The organism is Burkholderia sp. Bp9004 (genome assembly GCF_003858025.1).
GTDB classification, from domain to species: Bacteria; Pseudomonadota; Gammaproteobacteria; order Burkholderiales; family Burkholderiaceae; genus Burkholderia; species Burkholderia diffusa.
Genome location: NZ_QTQD01000026.1, coordinates 1 through 14,202 on the forward strand (window position 1 = coordinate 1; position 14,202 = coordinate 14,202).

At 59.2% G+C, this 14,202-nt stretch carries 12 protein-coding genes; 9 read left to right on the plus strand and 3 right to left on the minus strand.

The features are described from left to right. The first annotated feature begins 562 nt into the window (after nt 1-562). From DIE08_RS24860 to DIE08_RS24880, 5 genes are all read left to right on the plus strand, one after another. The gene (locus tag DIE08_RS24860; RefSeq protein WP_260436560.1) at nt 563-1,630 is read left to right on the plus strand and encodes an asparaginase; all 1,068 of its coding nucleotides are present in this window, start codon (nt 563-565) and stop codon (nt 1,628-1,630) included. A gap of 292 nt (nt 1,631-1,922) precedes the next feature. Then, a complete protein-coding gene (locus DIE08_RS24865) occupies nt 1,923-3,302 on the plus strand; it encodes an MFS transporter (protein WP_221622509.1) in 1,380 nt (459 codons plus the stop codon). A gap of 66 nt (nt 3,303-3,368) precedes the next feature. Continuing rightward, entirely contained in the window at nt 3,369-4,364 is a 996-nt protein-coding gene (locus DIE08_RS24870; protein ID WP_221622510.1) for a LysR family transcriptional regulator, read from the plus strand. Next, complete coding sequence (locus DIE08_RS24875; protein ID WP_124904057.1) at nt 4,348-5,763, plus strand: aspartate ammonia-lyase; 1,416 nt, start codon at nt 4,348-4,350, stop codon at nt 5,761-5,763. Before DIE08_RS24870 ends, DIE08_RS24875 begins: the two co-directional genes overlap by 17 nt. Nucleotides 5,764-5,827: 64 nt before the next feature. Continuing rightward, complete coding sequence (locus DIE08_RS24880; RefSeq protein ID WP_185715892.1) at nt 5,828-6,331, plus strand: prolyl-tRNA synthetase associated domain-containing protein; 504 nt, start codon at nt 5,828-5,830, stop codon at nt 6,329-6,331. A gap of 346 nt (nt 6,332-6,677) precedes the next feature. Here the strand turns inward: DIE08_RS24880 and DIE08_RS24885 are convergent, their stop codons facing one another. After that, nucleotides 6,678-7,757, minus strand: coding sequence for a linear amide C-N hydrolase (locus DIE08_RS24885; RefSeq protein ID WP_124904061.1), 1,080 nt, complete (start codon nt 7,755-7,757; stop codon nt 6,678-6,680). Between the two features lie 454 nt (nt 7,758-8,211). Here DIE08_RS24885 and DIE08_RS24890 point away from each other — a divergent pair, with 454 nt between their 5' ends. Continuing rightward, on the plus strand, nt 8,212-8,598 hold the full coding sequence (locus DIE08_RS24890; RefSeq protein ID WP_124904063.1) for a hypothetical protein: 387 nt from the start codon (nt 8,212-8,214) through the stop codon (nt 8,596-8,598). A gap of 701 nt (nt 8,599-9,299) precedes the next feature. Here the strand turns inward: DIE08_RS24890 and DIE08_RS24900 are convergent. Then, on the minus strand, nt 9,300-9,911 hold the full coding sequence (locus DIE08_RS24900; protein WP_059600991.1) for a TetR/AcrR family transcriptional regulator: 612 nt from the start codon (nt 9,909-9,911) through the stop codon (nt 9,300-9,302). 95 nt (nt 9,912-10,006) lie between these two features. On the opposite strand from DIE08_RS24900, the gene DIE08_RS24905 reads away from it, so the two are divergent. The 3 genes from DIE08_RS24905 (at nt 10,007) to DIE08_RS24915 (ending at nt 12,759) form a co-directional block, all read left to right on the plus strand. Beyond that, the gene (locus DIE08_RS24905; RefSeq protein WP_124904065.1) at nt 10,007-10,927 is read left to right on the plus strand and encodes an alpha/beta hydrolase; all 921 of its coding nucleotides are present in this window, start codon (nt 10,007-10,009) and stop codon (nt 10,925-10,927) included. Continuing rightward, entirely contained in the window at nt 10,914-11,783 is an 870-nt protein-coding gene (locus DIE08_RS24910; protein WP_124904067.1) for an SDR family NAD(P)-dependent oxidoreductase, read from the plus strand. Before DIE08_RS24905 ends, DIE08_RS24910 begins: the two co-directional genes overlap by 14 nt. Before the next feature lie 118 nt (nt 11,784-11,901). Continuing rightward, nucleotides 11,902-12,759 carry an SDR family NAD(P)-dependent oxidoreductase gene (locus tag DIE08_RS24915; RefSeq protein ID WP_124904069.1) on the plus strand — a complete coding sequence of 286 codons (858 nt, stop codon included), beginning with the start codon at nt 11,902-11,904 and terminating at the stop codon, nt 12,757-12,759. 292 nt (nt 12,760-13,051) lie between these two features. Here the strand turns inward: DIE08_RS24915 and DIE08_RS24920 are convergent, their stop codons facing one another. Further along, complete coding sequence (locus DIE08_RS24920; RefSeq protein ID WP_124904071.1) at nt 13,052-14,062, minus strand: hypothetical protein; 1,011 nt, start codon at nt 14,060-14,062, stop codon at nt 13,052-13,054. Between the last annotated feature and the right edge of the window lie 140 nt (nt 14,063-14,202).

A 14,202-nucleotide genomic window follows, 5' to 3' on the forward strand; every position in this document is an offset into this window, starting at 1 on the left:
CGAATGCCCATGGATTTCCGTCTGGGCAGCGTCAATGAATGGACCAGGCACGTCGCTACGCGCAAGCCGCGAACGGCAGATGGCGGAGGTGTAGCCGCCTTACAAACATCCGGTCAAACGCCTTGGTGAGTGACGCCTCGTGGCCGGCGGCGGTCAAAAGCAACTGACCGCTGCCGACCGAAAGCGGCCTTTCTACGCGGTGGATCGTCAATGTCAGATAGCGGGGCGCAACGGTCATACGAGTCAAGCGCATTTCAAGTTTGTGAAAGCCCCTCACACGGTGCCACGGCGAGGTTTGTCGGGCCCTCCACCCGCCTGGGACAGCGCAACGCCGCCGCGCTCTGGCCGCTGCCATGTGCGATGCCCTAACCGCGCGCCGCGAATGCATGTACCTTCATCTTCCGTACACCAAATTATCAGTTTTTATAATAGTGCCGCACGCATGATTTGATTTTTTGAATGTGTCACTACACTCGTCTTCAGCGATACGCCAATTTGAATGGCGATCCGGCATTTCATTCAACAAATCTGGAGACGCATTGTGAGAGACAACCACGCTCATATGAGCCGCTACATGCACCGGCTTTTAGCTGGTCTTGCACTTTGCATGTTGTCAGTAGTGCATACCATGGCGCAATCCACATCTCCCGGGGGGCTGCCCCGCGTCGCAGTGCTGGCAACCGGGGGCACGATCGCAGGTACTGCGGGAAGCGAGACGCAAACGACGGGCTACAAACCAGGCGTACTGACGGCTGACGCGCTTCTCAAATCGGTACCGTCACTGGGCAAGATTGCACAAGTGTCCGGCGAACAGATTTCGAACGTCGGAAGTGAGAACATCACCAACGATATCCTCCTGAAACTGGCCAAGCGAGTGAACCAACTTCTCGCTCAGCCGGATATTGCAGGTGTGGTAGTCACCCACGGCACCGATACCCTCGAGGAAACCGCATATTTTCTTGATCTTGTCGTCAAGAGTGACAAGCCCGTGGTCGTGACAGGTTCGATGCGACCGTCAACGGCCATTAGCGCCGATGGTCCGAGCAACCTCCTGCAGGCAGTCACAGTTGCCGCCTCGCCGCAGGCGCGTGGCCACGGCGTGATGATCGTGCTGAACGACCGGATCGGCTCGGCACGCTTCAACACGAAGACCAATGGCACTACGCTGGATACGTTCAAGGGAAACGACGCCGGCTACCTGGGAACCCTGGTAGACGAGGTTCCCCACTTCGAGACGTCCGTGTTGAAGCGCCACACTACATCGACGCCATTCGACGTGTCGAAACTCGATTCGCTGCCGGAAGTCGATATTGTCTACGGCTACCAGAACGACGGCGGATTCATGTATGACGCCGCAGTTGCGCACGGTGCGAAGGGCATTATCGTCGCGGGCGTTGGGGCAGGCAGCGAATCGGTTCTTACTCTCCCCTCAATCAAGAAGGCGATTTCCAGGGGTGTGATTGTGGTTCGCTCCTCTCGTACAGGGGGCGGATTCATTCCGGAAGATTCAGCCTACGTGGGTCTTCTCGGCGACGACCTGAATCCGCAGAAGGCCCGTATCCTCCTGATGCTCGCGCTAACCGTGACCAAGGATCCGTCGAGTATCCAGACGATGCTTCACGATTTTTGAATCGTCGTTCACCAGCTGAGGGCCGGTGCAGCGACGATTTGTTCGGGCGCGACGGTGCTGCCAGGCACCGTCGCGCCGTGTGCCGTTTAGTGAGACCCACAGAGCCTCCCCAATTTGAATGGCAGCCCGGCCGGCGTCCATTGCGGCCGTCTACTTCAGTTACTGTGTGACGTACTATTAGAGTTGTTGATACTGCCGGCGGACATGCTGTTTTCTTGAATCTGACTCCCTACACTGGTTTCTGTAGGCGCACGCAGGCGCCTCGCTGATAACCAGAGTTCAGGAGACGAAAGTGAGCAAGCAGATATTGATGGAGGACGTTCCGCTGCGTGGTTTCCACTTGCGCGTGGCGTTCAGCGGTACGGGTGGACAGTTCAGTGACGGTTTCGTGCTGGGCATTATCGGCATCGCCGTGAGCATGGCTGCCGGCGCACTTCATCTGAACGCGGTCTGGATGGGGGCGCTCGGTGCCGCGTCCCTTGCCGGTCTCTTTTTCGGAAGCATGTTTGCCGGTCCCCTGGCGGACCGATATGGCCGGCGCACCATCTTCGCCTTCGATATGCTGCTCTTTGCGGTGATATCTGCTGCCCAGTATTTCGTGACGTCGCCAACCCAGTTGTTGATGTTGCGCGTGCTGCTCGGTCTCATTCTCGGCGCCGACTACGTTGTAAGCAAGTCGCTCGTCACGGAGTTTGCTCCGCGCCGCTATCGTGGCCGTTTGCTGAGCGTGCTCGCAGCGGCCTGGGCGGCAGGATACGTTTGCGCGTACCTGGCCGGGTTTGCCCTTCGCGACACCGGCCCTGATGCATGGCGGATCATGCTGGCCGCCAGTGGGTTGCCGGCTCTGCTGATCCTGCCATTTCGTATCGGCGTACCCGAGTCGCCCATGTGGTTGATGAAGCGTGGCCGGAAGGACGAGGCACTGGCAATCATCCGTGAAAAGTTCGGACCGCAGACCATTCTGCCTGTGTCGGCAGCCGCGCGCCAGGGACGCCGTGGTGCGTGGGCAGAACTGTTTTCGGCCCGCTGGAGAAAGAACACCCTGGTCGGCTGTGTGTTCTACACGTGCCAGGTCATTCCTTACTTTGCGCTCGGCACGTTTTCTCCAAAGGTACTGCAAGCCCTTCAGGTCAAGGACGGATTTGTCGGCGGCCTCGTTTATAACGTGCTGCTCTTCGCCGGATCAGTCTTCGGACTGCTTATCGCAGACAGGCTCTCGCGTCGCACATTTCTCGTTGGCAGCTTCTATCTGGCCGCAATCGGACTGGCGGTGCTTGCCTACGCCGGATTGGGTCCGCTCGGCACAATACTCGCATTTGGCATTTTCGCCTGCATTCTTTCGGCCGCCGCGAACCTCGAGTTCGTCTATCCGCCGGAGCTTTTCCCCACCCACCTGCGCGCGTCGGGCGTAGGGCTGGCCGTTGCCTCCAGCCGCTTCGGTTCTGCGATCAGCACGTTTCTTCTGCCCGTGGCCGTACAACAGGTCGGCATTCACGCGGCGCTCTGCGTGTGCGTGGCCGTCCTGGTGTTCGGTGGCATGTTCTGTCATGTGTTCGCGCCGGAAACCGGCAAGGAGAGTCTTTCGGATATGAGCTCGGGTCACGGCAGCAATGAGCCAGAAGTGGACGACGGCCAGAACGTGAGCCTGCGCACATCGGCGCATCGCAACTGATGCTCCAGCTCGGGTTGGCGTACGCCTCGGAGTTGTCTGCCAACCGAAACCTTGGGAGAGCCCATCATGTCGTCCAACAAGCCAATCGATATGTACGCGGTACAGGTCTTCGTCGCAGTGGCGGAGGAAGGCAGCATGTCTGGCGCCGCCGCACGCATGGGCATTTCCCAATCGGGTGTTTCGCAAATCATCCGCCAACTGGAAGACGAACTGGGCGTTGTGCTGGTCAATCGCACGACCCGCCCCCTCGCGTTGACACCGTACGGCATAGCACTGAGGAACCGTGGCGCGGTACTCAGCGAGGAGATCGCCAATCTGAAGGCGCAGGTTGTCGAAGCGGGGCGAGGCATCAAGCCTGATCTTCGCATCGGACTGGTCGACTCGTTCGCGGCCACCTGCGGCTCGGTTTTCACGAAGCGGCTGCTGGGAAAGGTATCGCAACTGTCGATACGTACCGGATTGAGCCCGCAGCAAGGCGAGGCGCTGTTGAGGCGCGATCTGGATCTCATCGTCACGAGCGACGCGCTGATCGACGCTAACGACGTCGTCCGGTTCCGGCTTTTCTCCGAGAAATACCTCGTCATCACGCCCAGGGATTTGCGCAAGTCGATTCGAACCGTCGAGGACATCCGGGCATTGGCCAATGCGTTGCCCATCGTGCGCTTTAACAGGAAATCACAGGTGGGCATGCAGATCGAGCGCTATCTGCGCCGCATCGAAGCGCGTGCACCGACGCGGCTCGAGCTCGATACCGCAGATGCGCTTACTTCGATGGTGGCCGAAGGTATCGGATGGGCCGTGACCTCGCCGATGTGCCTGCTGCAAGGGGCGGCATACGCAGACCATGTGGCCACCCACGTGGTCGACAGACTGGGCCTCGAGCGCTCGCTATACCTGGTGGCGCGCCGGGACGAATACAGCGCCTTTTTCGAAGACGCGTGCGATACCGCATCCGAAGTTATCGAAACGTCATTTTTGCCGCGAGTGAAAAACGCACTCGGCCAGGATATTGAACAACTGATTGATGTTGGAAACAGGAACCCAAATGAACAGTCGAGCTAAAGCTGAAACACGCACGGAACGCGATTACGTTGGTGAAGTCGAAATTCCGTTCGAAAAAATGTACGGCGTCAATTCGGTCAGGGGCGTCGACAATCTGACCGTTTCGCCACTCAGCATCGCGCACTATCCGGCGTTTGTGGTGGCTTTCGCGCAGTGCAAATGGGCGGCAGCGCTCGCGAACCGGGACACCGATGTGATCACGCCGGAACAATGCGATGCAATCAGCCGGGCGTGTCAGGACATCATCGAAGGCCAGTTTGCGGACTCCCTGATCGTCGATCTGCTCGAGGGCTCGGGTGGAACCTCGACGAACATGAACTTCAACGAGGTGATCGCGAATCGGGCACAGCAGCTTTTGGGGCATGCACCAGGCTCGTATGACGTGATCCATCCCAACGACCACGTCAACCGTTCGCAGTCTACGAACGACGTGTATCCGGCAGCACTCAAGATTGCAACATACGCGATGCTCGGACAGCTCATTGCGGAAGTGGAAAAGCTGGCTGAGCAGTTCGAACGCAAGGCTATCGAGTTTGCAGACGTCCTTCACCTCGGTCGCACGTGTCTCCAGGACGCGCAGCCAATGCGTCTCGGCCAGGTTTTCGGTGGTTACGCGGCGCTCGCGCGACGTCTTGCGGAAGAATTGACGGCAGTGCGGGACAAACTGCGGACGCTGCCGCTAGGTGGTACGGCGATTGGTACTGGTTTCGGTGCGCCCGCTGGATATCGACCCGCAGTTTATCGACACCTTTCGCGTGTCGTCGGTGTCGACTATGTCGCGCCGGAAAACTCGTTCGACGCGATGCAGAATATGGACGTGTTTTCGCGCGTTTCGGGGGAGCTTCGTACCTGTGCGGCATCCATTGCGAAAATTGCATCGGACCTCACGGTTCTGTCTTCCGGTCCCGTGGGCGGAATTGGGGAATTGCGCCTGCCGGAGGCACAGGCCGGCTCGTCGATCATGCCGGGCAAGGTGAACCCCGTGCTGCCGATGGCGATGATTCAGTTGAGTTTTGCCGTTATCGGCAATGATGTCGCCGTGGCGCAGGCCGTACAGTATGGCGAGCTGGAAATCAATCACTTCGAACCCGTCGTGGCGTCGCGCATATTCGACAGCATCATGCTGCTGACCAACGGCATCCGGCGGTTCGCGGAGAAGTGCGTTGCTGGCATTAGCGCGGACGTTGCGTGTAATGAACGACATCTGATGGATTCGATGGCGGTGGCCACGGCGCTCGTGCCCAAACTTGGCTATGCTCGTGTGAGCAAGCTGGCACGACAGTCAGTTGCGGACGGTCGGCCTTTGGTAGAAATTCTCGACGAATCGGGACTGCTGTCGCGCGATGACACCTTGTCGGCGATCGACGCTGCCTCGTACCCGGTTTTTGAGCCGCGTTGATCCACTTCTGGCCGGCCGCGCAAGGGCACGGCCGGCCTTTGCGACATTGCGGAGCGAATGGGAAATGATGGAAAGGGACGAACTGCTCACGCTGCTCGAGCAGCAAGACGTGCCGTTTGAGTGTGAGTACCATGAGCAGGTGCTCAACATGGCGGAATCCGGCGCGCTCAAGCTTTCTCTAGACGGTGCGCGCTGCAAGAATCTTCTGCTGGCGGACAAGCAGGGCAGTTTATACCTCGTCGTCACGACCGCGCATAAGTCGCTGGACCTGTCCGCGGTTGCGAAGACGCTGAACAGCAAACGTCTGTCGTTCGCTTCGGCCGATCGCCTTTTCGATCTGCTTGGCGTTCGACCCGGATCGTTGAGCCCACTCGCCCTGGTCAATGACCGTGCTCGTAATATTCGTCTCGTGATCGACGACGATCTGGCGCACGAACGGGTCTATTTGTTTCATCCGCTCGATAGTACGGCGACCGTCGCGTTGTCGAGGCAAGATCTCGAGGACTTTCTGGAGCACATTGGTCACGCTCCGTCGTGGCACACCCTCGAAGCGAGAAGGGCAGCTTGAAGCGTCAAATCATGCGGGCAATGATCGGGATGTCGGGAAGCCCAAATCGAGTAATGCTCGCCATTCCGGACTGAATGGCCGATTTCAGCGGTGGATTGCCCCCTAAACAGCCGAGTTCCAGAACTGGTGAATCCGCAACCCTGAGCAGCCGTTGGTTGCCTCCACTCTCAATGTCCGTTTCCAGAGGCTACCCGCCAACGGAACCCAAAGGGTGCCGCTGGGCCAGGTTGCCGACTCAGCGCTGGCGATACCTCCGCGAGATGTAACGTGCTCGCGACAGGCATCTGGCCAGAACGAGTCATGGCACTGACAGAGTGCGTCGACGATGAAGCCGTCACGCCACGCCTCAGAGGGACTTGCTGGCGCCGGTGCCGAGGAAGGGAAACGCGGGTGCGCGTTGAAAGTCCTTGGAGACTTCGCCGCCGAATGAATTGCGCTGATCCTTGCCGAGGTCGAGACGTTTGACAGGTGCGCCGGCGGAGAAGTCGACCTTGTTGAGATCGACCCAGAAAGTACTCGGGGTGACGGCCGATTCGAAGAAGTAGAGCATGCGCTTGTGATCGGCGACGGTGCGCCAGCGTGTGGACGATATGTTCGGCTCGCCTGGGGTGGTGATCCCGAACGGCACCGACACGTTACGGATCACGCTGAAAACGCTGGCAAGTGCAATGGCTGGGTCTTCACTCTTGGGGATAGCGTTGACGTAGAACGAGGCGCGCGCAAACCGGTCAGCAGAGCGATTGGTGCCAGGCAGCCAGACGGTGCCGCCTATCTGCTTCCAATATTCGTTCAGTGCAAGCTGCTCGTCGAAGGTCGGTGAATTGGTCATGACCTGGTACTGCCGACCATGATGGATGATCTGCTTGCCGCCGATGTACTCGACGATGGCGCTGTCGCCAGTCGCGTCTGACATGGCGAGGTGCAGTGTGGCGAGGCGCTGTTCTCCGGGGACGTTGTCAGTGACGATTGTGAACGGCTCTTTCTCAAGCGCAGCGACCGCTTCCGCGACGGTGGCGAAATTGTCCAGCACGTACTGCGCCCATGCGGCGATGGTGAGTCCCGGTTTCGAGTTTTTGTCGAAGGGGGGATATTGCGACTCGACGAGCCAGAGCAGTTCAGCGGCTAGCCCCTTTTCGTTCATGCCATCGGTGGTGGAGACGTCATAACCGGTAGCCACGACGCTACCGTATTTGGCGGTCCATTTAAGAGAGTTCGGACCGGATTCACCGGTGCGGGCGATGCCACGCGGCAGGATGTAAAGATTGGTGGCGACGTCGAGCTTCCAGTCCATCGATCGGGCGGTGATAACGTCGTCGTTGTCACCGTGATAGACGACGCGTGTGCAGGCTAGCGATCCGGACGGATCGACGAGGAGCGTCGCTGCTGCGGCGAGACAGGTCAGAACGACGCAAAAAGGGCGGCGCATGGCAATTCCTCACGCTGTGTTGGTGATTACAGATCGCTCGACGCCGACGCTCGCTGCGAAGGCGACTCGTGTCCGCCTGCTGCGATTGATTACCCGGGCAATATCGCGTCGACAACGTCTGAGGAAAAGGGAAGTATTGGATTTCCGTAATGCAGTTGTCAACTGGGCCGTTGCAGTCAAGTGTGAGATCGGAATGCGCGCTGGGTTGTGCCCGCTCTCCTTGCGGTGCAATTTCGTTACTCTTTCAGCGGAGTACGATCGGCTCCTCAAAGCCGATAAATGACCATTCTCGATGGCGCAGTGAATGTCGCTTCCTGGCTGGCTGAGGTCAAAAGCAACTGACCGCTGCCGACCCGAAGCGGTCTTCCGAATGCACCGATAGCGGCCACTCGTTGTTGGGTTTCCGCGTTGGTATGATTCGCATCTGATTGAGACGGATCGAGATAGACCAACTATGAAACTCGAAATCGAGGGCAGACCGGTAAACACCGTGCCGACTCCGATACAGGTTACACGTGCGCTTAAGTCGCTGCGAAGCTACGGCAAGTCATCCTATGCGTCATTGACTGACGATGCAGGCAATTACGTGCAAGTAGCCGGCGGTGGCGCCAGCTGTATGATCGAGCGCTTTGAATTCGGCGCGCAACGATGGAGAGCCTTCCATAACAAACCTTCGCCTGTACGCCCTGACGGCACGATCCTGGTCTTCCGAGCGGGCAACCTTCCGATGCGCTCAGATGAATGGTTCACGGCCGATCAGGTCGTGGAAGTATTTCTGGCCTTCCTTGGCGGAACATCGTATCCGCCATTTGTTCACTGGCGGTCAGCGCCGGACCTCTGAGCTTGAGGCCCTCAGTGAGCCGTCTCGAAGCAAGTAGGCCGACTGGCGCTCGTACGCAGCGGGTGAATAGGGTTGCCGATCAAGATCGGCCTGCACGCTATATTCTCCGTAGCCTACAAATTCATAGTAGACAGCCATAGTCTCGGCATGTGAACGCGTCCAGAATGTCCAGACCCATTCACTTCCGGGTTCATTAAGCGCACGTGCTGCGTCGCCATCTGGTCCATATGGAATGCATGCTGGAAGCGATTGTCCGTGCCCGTTGGGGCATAGCCAAATCTCATGCAGATATCCGAGGGAGTGTCTCATTTCGGGGCGGGCTAGATTAGTGATTCGGTCGTCATGTGCGAACGCGTGGCAATCGAACTCTTGAACGAAGCATTGTCAACCATCTCCGTACTTGTAGCGAGTGTCTCTTCCTGACCGGCTGCGGTCAAAAGCAATTGACCGCTGCCGACCCATTGCAGCCCTTCGACACCGCCTGAATCAACGGCAGCTTGCGAGGGACAACGGCCATTTCCGTCATCGTCCACACCGGCGGAAGTTGGGTCCTTACCTGCGGTTCACGCGTTCGTGATAATTCCCCAACTTCCGAGCCGAAGCCCTTGGCGTGCGAGCACCTTGGAAGGCCGCCTGACGGCAGACCAGTTGAGAACTGCTTGACGCTTTTGCAGTCGCGGGAGTTCCCTGGGCCCAAAGCGTCAATCACCCCGCCTCTTGATACCGCCGGTCAACAATGAGATCGCGGTACGCAGTAGATCGTCGATGTGATCGACATCCAGTCGAAGGCTATCGGGGCGCCACATCAGGCTGATAACGCCATTCATCATTGCCCACAGCGCCGTCGAGGCGTGTTCCGGCTCGACGTCTGCATGCACCCACCCTTCGTCGATACCTCGGCTGATCAATGCGGCCAATTTGGCGTTTTGCTGTCTGATCAGGGCAGCAATGCGCGCGAGCGCCTCCGGCTCATTCGGTGGCTCGACAAGGATACGGAATTGGTGCGGGCGCTCCTTGGCGAACCGCGCGTACGCAGCTGCCACACAACGTAGTTTCGTCTCCACATCGCCATCGGATGCATAGGCCGCGTCCATGTACTCGCGGTTTTCTTCCAACGCGCGCTCCGCCACGGCAATGAGCAACGCGGAACGGCCACCTACACGGTTATAGAGCGTCTGCACTGCGACATCCGCCCGGGTCGCAACCGCTTCAGGCGTGACCGCGTCCAGTCCGCCCTCCGTCAGCAACGTCTCGGCGGCTTGCACGATCGCCAGGCGGGTCGCGGCTGCCCGGCGCTGAGTTCTGGATTCCATACGGGGTTTTCCCTCATTAATTGGAACGAACTACAAACATAGAATGCATTCCAGAATTGGATTTCAATCTACGATTTTACACCTTGGAGGGACACATGGCCGGGCGGAGAAGTGTCGAGTTCGTGGCTGGCGGCCGCGGTGAACATTGCCGTGGTTGGCTGTACGAGCCTCCGGGGAGGGGCCCGTTTCCTGTCATCGTGATGGCACACGGGCTGGGCGGAATCAAGGAAATGCGGCTCGACGCCTATGCGCAACGCTTTTGCGCGGAGGGCTACGCGTGCCTCGTGTTCGACTATCGACATTTCGGTGCGAGCGACGGCTCCCCTCGCCAATTGCTCGATATCGATCGTCAACTGGAGGACTGGTCCGGTGCGATCGCTTTTGCACGCGGGCACAGCAATCTCCGGCCGGATCAGGTGGTCCTGTGGGGAACATCCTTCGGCGGCGGTCATGTGATTCTCTCCGCAGCACGCGACCGGACCGTTGCCGCTGCCATCGCGCAATGCCCGTTCACGGACGGGGGCGCGTCGTTGTTCGCGTTGAACTGGCGTAGCGCGCTCAAGGTTACCGCGCTCGCTCTATGCGATGTACTGCTATCCCTCGTCGGCAGGGAACCGGTGATGGTGCCGACGGCGGGTCCGCCCGGTTCTGCCGCGTTGATGACCGCACCGGATGCCCTGGATGGCTATCTCGCGCTTGTCCCTGACGGCACTGCATTTCGCAATCAGGTCACAGCACGCTTCGGCCTGAACATCGTTCGGCACCGCCCCGGTCGCAAAGCAGGCGACATTTCCTGTCCGATTCTGTTTTGCGTTTGCGAAGCCGACTCCGTCGCTCCGCCGGGGCCGACGAAACGGTATGCCAGGCGCGCCCCCAAAGGGGAAGTGCGCGCGTATCAGGCAGGCCACTTCGACATCTATGTGGGCAAGGACTTCGAACAGGTGGTCGCCGACCAGCTGGCATTCCTCCACCGTCACATTCCAACGAAGCAAGGAGGCGCGCATGTCGACTTATAAGCTGGCGAACAAGGTGGTGGCCATTACCGGTTCCACCGGCGGTCTGGGATCGGCCTTGGCCGAAGCGCTGCAAGCACGGGGCGCGCGTCTCGCACTTTTCGACCTGGAGGCAGACAGGCTCACGGCGCAAACTCGCAGCTTCGGCCACCCTTCTGACGTTCTTGGCTGGACCGCAGACGTCCGCGATTTCGAAAGCATCGAAGCCGCAATGGCCAATGCGGCGGATCACTTCGGTCAAATCGATGTGGTCATCGCAAACGCGGGCATTGACACCATGGCCCCGATGGCCACCATCGATCCGGCCGCTTTTGATCGTGTCATCGACATCAACCTCAACGGCGTGTGGCGTACGTTCCGGGCCGGCTTGCCATTCGTCCAGCAACAGCGCGGGTACATGCTGGCGATTTCGTCAATGGCCGCGTTTGTGCATTCACCGCTACAGGCGTCCTATACGGCCAGCAAGGCGGGCGTCTGGGCGATGTGCGACAGCATCCGTCTGGAGCTTCGTCATCTGGGAATCGGGGTCGGCAGCGCGCATCCGACGTTCTTCCCGACGCCCCTGATGGACGATGTCGTTGCCGATCCTGCCGGCCGGGCATTGTGGGGAGGCAACGATCAAGGCTTCTGGAAGATGATCCCGCGCGAGCAGGTAGTGCGGGACATCGTGGCAGGCATTGAGCGCCGCGCGGACATGATCGTCGTACCGAAGATGAACACGATAGTGGCCAAGGCACCCGGCTTCTTCAGGCGCATCGTCGAACGCGTTGGCTTTCGCGGCGAGGACATTGAACGTGCCATCAGTCTGGCGTCGGCAACAGGCTGGAACGATTCGGCCGCGCACGCTCCGGCGAAATGAATGGCAATCCTGTGGCCGCGGGAATCGATCGGCTTCGCACGATCAGCGGGGCGGCCCGGCATCCATCGCCCCTCGTTTGCGCAGTAATGGAAGTTCAATAGCAGAGGAGCAGTGCAAAGTGGCTTACGATCTTCAGGGAAAAGTCGTGCTTATTACGGGTGCTGCAGGCGGCATTGGTGCCGCGACCGCGCGTGAGTTGCATGCATGTGGAGCACGGCTCGTTCTAACAGATGTGACGCAGACTTCAGTGGACCGCCTCGCCGCGGAGTTTGATGCCGAGCGCACGCTCGCCTTGGCGCTCGACGTCACCGATGCTGCCGCCACCAAGGCGGTCGTGCAACACGCCGTCGATAGATTCGGTCGCCTCGACATTGCGTTCGCCAATGCCGGCATCTCATGGCACGATGTGCCCGCCACCGTGTACAGCTGTGATGAACAGGAGTTCGAGCGAATCGTCGAGGTCGACCTGCTCGGTGTCTGGCGCACGATCAAGGCCGCATTGCCGGAGATCGTGCGCAATCGAGGCCAGGTCCTGGTCACCGCTTCGGTCTATGCGTTCGTGAACGGAATGGTCAACGCACCTTACGCAGCGTCCAAAGCCGCAGTCGAGATGCTCGCGCGTTCACTGCGCGCCGAACTTGGCGGCACCGGGTCCACGGCAAGCGTGCTCTATCCGGGATGGGTGGCTACAGCAATTGCCAAGGTCGGCTTTGGCGGAAATGCGCTGGCGACGAAATTGATTGAAAAAGGGTTTCCTGCACCGTTGCGGCGACCGATACAACCCGAAGACGTCGCCAAGGCCGTCATAAAAGGGCTGCGAGACCGCCAACCGCGCATCGTCGTCCCGTTCCGGTGGGCACCGTTTTCGTGGACGCGAGGAATCTTCAACATCATGACCGACTGGCATCTCGGGCGACAACATGAAATGCATAAGTTGATGCGCGAGCTTGAGCGCGCTCGAGACCGACAAAGCTAGCGCGAGCTCTGAGCGGTATGTTGGCAGCGCCGGCGAGCGGCTTTCCGTCTGAAAGGACGGCTGCTACGCGCTAGCGTAAGACTCCCGGCAACTGAGAGGATCGGGTTGCCTCCAAATGGCCGTTTGCTAGTGCGGAGCGGACGTCCACGCGCCATGTGACTGTGCTGGAGAATGACGACTCATGGCCGGCTGCGGTCAAAAGCAACTGACCGCTGCCAACCCATAAGAGTCTTTCATAACGACGCGAAAGCGGACACATTCGGTGCAGTAAAGAGAGCCCATCGGACGTGTCTTACTGGCCGTGCGTCGACGCGAATGCGAACGCGCCCTGGGGATACGATTCGAATGGGGTTTCGTCGGCGCAGTATGGAAAATTGACTTTCACCCGCCCGTCGTCGCCATAGATCTTCGACAGTACTTCGCACATCCGCTTCGGATGAAGACTGACTATGCCGAATGGAGGCGCGCCACTCTGCACTTGTCTTCCCATGAGTCTAATGATCGGTGTTACATGGTCCTTCGCTGATTCACCTGAAAAATAGATTCCCCACGCTAACTCATAGAGTCGATCGCGGGTCGCCAGTGGAATAGGCTTGTCGTCCGGAACCGTGGCAAGAAGCTGATTCATCAGTGACTCTATCCGTGAAAGCGCCCCTGGATGTCCCCCAGCGGCTGCCACTTGCGCTGCGCCAGTGCCAATGGAACTGGCGCTCGAAATTTGCTCAAACGCAGTACTCGCGTATCGCGCCGACTCGTGTCCAAACCCTGCCAATGTAGTTCTCGCAATCGGCCTAATATCGCCCTTGACCTGTCCATCAATGCCGTCGCCTATCACAGGCCGGGGATCAAACGCCACTCGTGCCACGGCATCAACTACTTCGGCGGGCGGAGATTGCATTCGCGAGGCTAGCTCGACTTCATAGAAATCAAACGCGCCCTTGATAGGTTTCCCTGCAAAGGCGGCAGCAACACGGGCATATATAGCTGGCGGACTACACACCCTCGGGCCGAGCTGGCCCGGACTACTGCGGTGTAGGTCTTGACTGAGAGCGCGTTCGGCCCCGATGGCGAGCCAGTCAGGGGAATGCGGGTCGATATGTTCGAGAGTCGAAGCGGCGATATCAAAGTGCTCGCTTTCTTTGATATTCGCTGAAACGCATTGGGGATTTTTCCAGATGGGCATGGCTGGCATCGCCCTGAGCTTCCGGATTTCCGTCTTCCGAGCGGCTGCCCCATGATGTCCCACCCAGAAGCCTGCAAGGAACGTCAGTACGAATCCAACCAGCACATATCTGCGGTCCATTTCCCCGTTGCTCCGACGAGAGTTAGTTTTTCGTTTTTGCAGTTCGGTCTAGCGCGATTTACGTCCGTGTCGGACGGCAGAACTGCTTTCTGCCCGTGGTGATCTCGCGCGGGTGCGTGCGCAAGATGAGCGGAATTGTC

Excerpts from the sequence above, each read along its gene's own strand:
- DIE08_RS24875 (WP_124904057.1), top strand. The coding sequence starts at position 4,348 with ATGAACAGTCGAGCTAAAGCTGAAACACGCACGGAACGCGATTACGTT.
- DIE08_RS24920 (WP_124904071.1), bottom strand. The coding sequence starts at position 14,062 with ATGGACCGCAGATATGTGCTGGTTGGATTCGTACTGACGTTCCTTGCA.
- DIE08_RS24900 (WP_059600991.1), bottom strand. The coding sequence starts at position 9,911 with ATGGAATCCAGAACTCAGCGCCGGGCAGCCGCGACCCGCCTGGCGATC.
- DIE08_RS24880 (WP_185715892.1), top strand. The coding sequence starts at position 5,828 with ATGATGGAAAGGGACGAACTGCTCACGCTGCTCGAGCAGCAAGACGTG.
- DIE08_RS24885 (WP_124904061.1), bottom strand. The coding sequence starts at position 7,757 with ATGCGCCGCCCTTTTTGCGTCGTTCTGACCTGTCTCGCCGCAGCAGCG.
- DIE08_RS24860 (WP_260436560.1), top strand. The coding sequence starts at position 563 with ATGAGCCGCTACATGCACCGGCTTTTAGCTGGTCTTGCACTTTGCATG.
- DIE08_RS24890 (WP_124904063.1), top strand. The coding sequence starts at position 8,212 with ATGAAACTCGAAATCGAGGGCAGACCGGTAAACACCGTGCCGACTCCG.
- DIE08_RS24870 (WP_221622510.1), top strand. The coding sequence starts at position 3,369 with ATGTCGTCCAACAAGCCAATCGATATGTACGCGGTACAGGTCTTCGTC.
- DIE08_RS24910 (WP_124904067.1), top strand. The coding sequence starts at position 10,914 with ATGTCGACTTATAAGCTGGCGAACAAGGTGGTGGCCATTACCGGTTCC.
- DIE08_RS24905 (WP_124904065.1), top strand. The coding sequence starts at position 10,007 with ATGGCCGGGCGGAGAAGTGTCGAGTTCGTGGCTGGCGGCCGCGGTGAA.